The sequence below is a fragment of the Rhodococcus sp. CX genome (genome assembly GCF_015865005.1).
Taxonomy (GTDB): Bacteria; Actinomycetota; Actinomycetes; order Mycobacteriales; family Mycobacteriaceae; genus Rhodococcus.
In genome coordinates this window covers 1,651-6,700 of sequence record NZ_JADZGH010000245.1, presented here as the reverse complement: position 1 = coordinate 6,700, position 5,050 = coordinate 1,651, and the positions used below count along the sequence as shown (strand labels likewise).

5 protein-coding genes are annotated in these 5,050 nt (G+C 70.1%); 2 read left to right on the top strand and 3 right to left on the bottom strand.

Translation table 11 applies throughout. The features are described 5' to 3' along the window. Together dop and I0Q12_RS26695 are read right to left on the bottom strand one after the other, a co-directional pair. Positions 1 to 1,473, bottom strand: a 1,473-nt coding sequence (dop, locus tag I0Q12_RS26700; RefSeq protein ID WP_197256339.1) for a depupylase/deamidase Dop, incomplete at its 3' end; no start/stop codon positions are given. A gap of 10 nt (positions 1,474 to 1,483) precedes the next feature. Continuing rightward, positions 1,484 to 1,876 (bottom strand): nitroreductase family deazaflavin-dependent oxidoreductase, encoded by a 393-nt coding sequence (locus I0Q12_RS26695; RefSeq protein ID WP_197256337.1) that lies wholly within the window; start codon positions 1,874 to 1,876, stop codon positions 1,484 to 1,486. 87 nt (positions 1,877 to 1,963) lie between these two features. Between I0Q12_RS26695 and I0Q12_RS26690 the strand changes: the two genes are divergently transcribed. Continuing rightward, on the top strand, positions 1,964 to 2,503 hold the full coding sequence (locus I0Q12_RS26690) for an NUDIX domain-containing protein (RefSeq protein WP_197256335.1): 540 nt from the start codon (positions 1,964 to 1,966) through the stop codon (positions 2,501 to 2,503). A 50-nt stretch (positions 2,504 to 2,553) separates the two neighbouring features. On the opposite strand, the gene arc is transcribed toward I0Q12_RS26690, so the two are convergent. Beyond that, the gene (arc, locus tag I0Q12_RS26685; RefSeq protein ID WP_197256333.1) at positions 2,554 to 4,323 is read right to left on the bottom strand and encodes a proteasome ATPase; all 1,770 of its coding nucleotides are present in this window, start codon (positions 4,321 to 4,323) and stop codon (positions 2,554 to 2,556) included. A gap of 195 nt (positions 4,324 to 4,518) precedes the next feature. Between arc and I0Q12_RS26680 the strand changes: the two genes are divergently transcribed. Then, complete coding sequence (locus tag I0Q12_RS26680; protein WP_197256331.1) at positions 4,519 to 5,007, top strand: nuclear transport factor 2 family protein; 489 nt, start codon at positions 4,519 to 4,521, stop codon at positions 5,005 to 5,007. Positions 5,008 to 5,050: the final 43 nt, after the last annotated feature.

Genomic DNA, 5,050 nt, shown 5'->3' with positions numbered 1-5,050 from the left:
CAGCTCGGCCGCCGACTCCACCGACTCGAGCAACGCCCCGACGTGCGCGCGGCTGCCGCGCAGCGGTTCGAGCGTCGGGATCCGCACCAGCGACTCTCCGCCGAGATCGAAGATCACCGAATCCCAGCTGGCCGCGGCGATGTCCGCGCCGAACCGGCGCAGGCACTCCCCGCGGAAGAACGCCCGGGTGTCCGCCGGCGGGGTGTGCACCGCGTCGAGCACCTGCTGCTCGGTGACCAGCCGCTGCATCGACCCGCGGGCCACCAGCCGGTTGTACAGGCCCTTGTCCAGGCGCACGTCGGAGTACTGCAGATCCACCATGTGCAGCCGCGGCGCGGACCACGCCAGCCCTTCCCGGTTGCGGAAACCCTCCAGCAGACGCAGCTTCGCCGGCCAGTCCAGCAGGTCCGCACATTCCATCGGGTCGCGTTCGAGCAGGTCGAGCACCATCGCCCACTTGTCGAGGATGTCGAGGACCCGCTTGTCCTCGGTGCCGTCGTGGAACTCGGCGGCCCGCTCGTGGTAGATCCGCTGCAACGCCAGCCCGGTCAGCTCCCGCCCGTCGACCAGCGCCACCGTCTTGCGCAGCGTCGGGTCGTGGCTGATGTGGTGCACCGCGGTCACCGGCCGCGCCAGCTGCAGATCGGACAGGTCGACACCGGCCTCGATCAGGTCCAGCACCAGCGCGGTGCTGCCCACCTTCAGGTAGGTGGCCATCTCCGCCAGGTTCGCGTCGCCGATGATCACGTGCAACCGCCGGTACTTGTCGGCGTCGGCGTGCGGCTCGTCGCGGGTGTTGATGATGCCGCGCTTGAGGGTGGTCTCGAGCCCCACCTCGACCTCGATGTAGTCGGCGCGCTGCGAGAGCTGGAACCCGGCCTCGTCCCCGGACTGCCCGATCCCGACCCGGCCGGACCCGCAGATCACCTGCCGGGACGCGAAGAACGGGGTCAGGCCCGCCACCACCGCCGAGAACGGGGTGTCCCGCGACATCAGGTAGTTCTCGTGGGTGCCGTAGGAGGCGCCCTTGCCGTCGACGTTGTTCTTGTACAACTGCAGCCGCGGCGCCCCCGGCACGCTGGACGCGTGCCGCGCCGCGGCCTCCATCACGCGTTCGCCGGCCTTGTCCCAGATCACCGCGTCCAGCGGGTCCGCGACCTCCGGCGCCGAATACTCCGGATGCGCGTGGTCGACGTACAGCCGCGCCCCGTTGGTGAGGATCATGTTGGCGGCGCCGACCTCGTCGGCGTCGATGATCGGGGCCGGCCCGTTGAAGCGGCCCAGGTCGAAGCCGCGGGCGTCCCGCAGCGGCGATTCCACCTCGTAGTCCCACCGGGTGCGCTTGGCGCGCGGCACCCCCTCGGCCGCCGCGTAGGCCAGCACCGCCTGGGTGGAGGTCAGGATCGGGTTCGCCGTGGGTTCGTTGGGTGAGGAGATCCCGTACTCGACCTCGATACCGATGATCCGCTGCATGGCATCGAGACTAGGTGATCACCGCCGCGGCGGCGGTGCAGTCCAGGTAGTGGTGGGCCCCGATCGTGGTGAGCACCCACCGCACCGGCGGCGGCGCCCACGCCGCGTGCGGGTCGTGGCCCAGCCGCGGGTCGGTCACCGGCACGGCGCGGCCGCGGGTGATCACGGTGCAGCCGCCGGCGGCCCGCACGTTGCGCAGCCAGTCCACGTCGGTGCCGTAGGTCAGCGCGAACCGGTACCGGTCGCCGTCGACGAAGACGTTGACCGGGGTGCGGTAGAGCCGCCCGGAGCGGCGGCCGCGGTGCTCGACGACCGCCATGTACGGCAGGTGCGCCGCCAGTGGCCGCAGCAGACGATTGGTGACGACCCGGTTGAACCGGGCCAGGGTGGCGGGCAGCGGCATCGGGGCTCCCTCCGGGTGGGCCGGGCGCACCGCCTCGACGCTACGCCGACCGGCCGCCGTCCGGGCCCGGGTGGCAGCATGATCCCAATGGATGCGACACCCTGGTTCGAGCGCGGCTCCGACGAACTCGTCGCCGTGTACGACGACGCCGGCCGCTGCACCGGGCAGGCCCCGCGTTCGCAGGTGTATGCGCAGGGGCTGTGGCACGGCAGCGCCGGGGTGCTGCTGCGCTCCCCGGACCGCACCCGCGTCTACGTGCACCGCCGTTCCACCACCAAGACGGTGTTCGCGGCGCACCACGACTGTCTCGCCGGTGGGGTCATCGACGCCGGGGAAACCCCGATCGAGGCGGCCCGCCGGGAGTTGGCCGAGGAACTCGGCGTGACCGGAGTGGATTTGACGCCGCTGGCCGAGGCCTCGTGGGACGGCAGCTGGCGCGGCCATCCCCTGCGTTGTCACCTGTGGGCATTCGAAACCTGCTGGGGCGGGGAAGTGCGGCACCAGGACAGCGAGATCGCCGCGGGCTGGTGGTGGACCCTCGACGAGCTGCGCGCGCATGTGCGGGACCCGGCGTGGCCGTTCGTGCCGGACAGCCGGGTGCTGCTGGCGGACCTGCTGCAGCCGTGACGGGGTGGGCCGGGAGACACCCTCCCGGCCCACCCCGTCGGTTCACGCCGCTACAGGTACTGGCCGGTGTTCGACTCGGTGTCGATGGCCCGGCTGGTGCTGGCGTTCTTGCCGGTGACCAGGGTGCGGATGTAGACGATCCGCTCCCCCTTCTTCCCGGAGATCCGGGCCCAGTCGTCCGGGTTGGTGGTGTTGGGCAGGTCCTCGTTCTCGGCGAACTCGTCGACGATCGAATCGAGCAGATGCTGCACCCGCAGACCCGGGGCGCCGGTCTCGAGCACCGACTTGATCGCGTACTTCTTGCCGCGGTCGACGATGTTCTGGATCATCGCGCCGGAGTTGAAGTCCTTGAAGTACAGGACCTCCTTGTCGCCGTTGGCGTAGGTGACCTCCAGGAACCGGTTCTCCTCCGACTCGGCGTACATCCGGTCGACGACCCGCTCGATCATCGCCCGCACACACGCGCCGCGGTCGCCGCCGAACTCGGCGAGATCGTCGGCGTGCACCGGCAGCGCATCGGTCAGGTACTTCGAGAAGATGTCCAGCGCCGCTTCCGCATCCGGACGTTCGATCTTGATCTTCACGTCCAGGCGGCCGGGCCGCAGGATCGCCGGATCGATCATGTCCTCACGGTTGGAGGCGCCGATCACGATGACGTTCTCGAGACCCTCGACACCGTCGATCTCCGACAGCAGCTGCGGCACCACGGTGGTTTCCACGTCGGAGGACACGCCCGAGCCGCGGGTCCGGAAGATCGAGTCCATCTCGTCGAAGAACACGATCACCGGGGTGCCCTCGGACGCCTTCTCCCTGGCCCGCTGGAAGATCATCCGGATGTGCCGTTCGGTCTCGCCGACGAACTTGTTCAGCAGCTCCGGGCCCTTGATGTTGAGGAAGTACGACTTGGCTTCCTTCGAATCCTGCCCGCGGGCCTCGGCGATCTTCTTCGCCAGCGAATTGGCGACCGCCTTGGCGATCAGCGTCTTGCCGCAGCCGGGCGGCCCGTACAGCAGCACGCCCTTGGGGGGACGCAGCGCGTACTCGCGGAACAGGTCCTTGTGCAGGAACGGCAGCTCCACCGCGTCGCGGATCTGCTCGATCTGCCGGCCCAGGCCACCGATGTCGCCGTAGTCGACGTCCGGGACCTCCTCGAGGACGAGGTCCTCGACCTCCGCCTTCGGGATGCGTTCGAACGCGTACCCGGCCTTGCTGTCGACCAGCAGCGAATCGCCGGGGCGCAGCTTGAAGTTGTCGTCGGTGTCGGCGAGGTCCGCATTCCCCGGGTCCAGGGTGCGCGCGGCGGCCGCGGCGAGCGGCGCGGCCAGCCACACCACGCGTTCCTCGTCGGCGTGCCCGACGACCAGGGCGCGGGTGCCGTCGTCGAGCAGTTCCCGCAGCGCGGTGATCTCCCCGACGCGTTCGAAACCGCCGACCTCGACGACGGTGAGCGCCTCGTTCAGCCGCACCGACTGTCCGGGTTCGAAATCCGCGGTGTCGAGATTCGGCGACACCGCCACCCGCATCTTGCGGCCCGACGTGAACACGTCCACGGTCTGGTCCTCGAAGGTGCTCAGCAGCACCCCGTAGCCGCTCGGTGGCTGCCCGAGCCGGTCCACCTCCTCCCGGAGGGTGATCAGCTGCTGGCGGGCCTCCTTGAGCGTTTCCATCAACTTGCCGTTGCGGACCGTCAGGGAGTCGAGGCGTGCCTCGAGGTCGCGTACCTGGTCGGACGGCTCGGCGAGCCGGCGTCGCAACGCGGCGACCTCGGTTCGCAGTTCGTCGATCTCACGGGCGGCAACCGAATCCGGGTTCTCTGACATGTGCGACTCCCTCCACTGTGGGTGTTTCCACGCTACCGGCAGTCGGGCCGATGTGCGGGGGGACACGAAACAGCCGTGTTCCGAACATGTGTCGCCGCACTCACACCGCCGGGGCCGGAACCACCGCGGCCACGATGTTAGCCTTGCCTATCTTTTGGTTTCTGTTCCGACGGTTCACACGAAAGGTTGTCCTCCGTGACCATCCGCAAGCTCGCCGCCGTCGCGGCCACCGCCGCCGCCCTCACCGCCCTCACCGCGTGCAGCAGCGACGACGACCCCACCGAGACCGCCTCGGCCACCACGTCGGGCGCCGCCACCGGTGCCACCACGAGCGCCGCGGCCGCGGCCGCCGCGGTCACCGCCGAGGTCCTGCAGCAGCAGGTGAACACGTTCTTCGACCCGGCCGCCCCCGCCGACGCCAAGGCCGCCGTCGTCGAGAACGGTGCCGACCGCACCGCCGTGCTCGAGCAGTTCAACGGGGTGCTCGCGGGTTACCCACTCACCGGCACCGTCGGCGAGGTCGCCGCCGTGGACGAGGACACCGTCACCGCCACCACCGAGGTCGCCGGCCCGCACGGTGGCGCCCCCATGCCGTTGACCTTCGAAGAGGTCGACGGCCAGTGGGTCATCGCCGACGAGAGCGTCTGCTCGATCTTCGAGATGGGCCACCTGCCCTGCAGCTGACACCGGCACGCCGGGGCCCGGACGCACCGGGCCACGGCACCAC

What these genes read in the sequence shown, in the direction of transcription:
- I0Q12_RS26695 (WP_197256337.1), bottom strand. Translation starts at nt 1,876, where the DNA reads ATGCCGCTGCCCGCCACCCTGGCCCGGTTCAACCGGGTCGTCACCAAT.
- I0Q12_RS26690 (WP_197256335.1), top strand. Translation starts at nt 1,964, where the DNA reads ATGGATGCGACACCCTGGTTCGAGCGCGGCTCCGACGAACTCGTCGCC.
- arc (WP_197256333.1), bottom strand. Translation starts at nt 4,323, where the DNA reads ATGTCAGAGAACCCGGATTCGGTTGCCGCCCGTGAGATCGACGAACTG.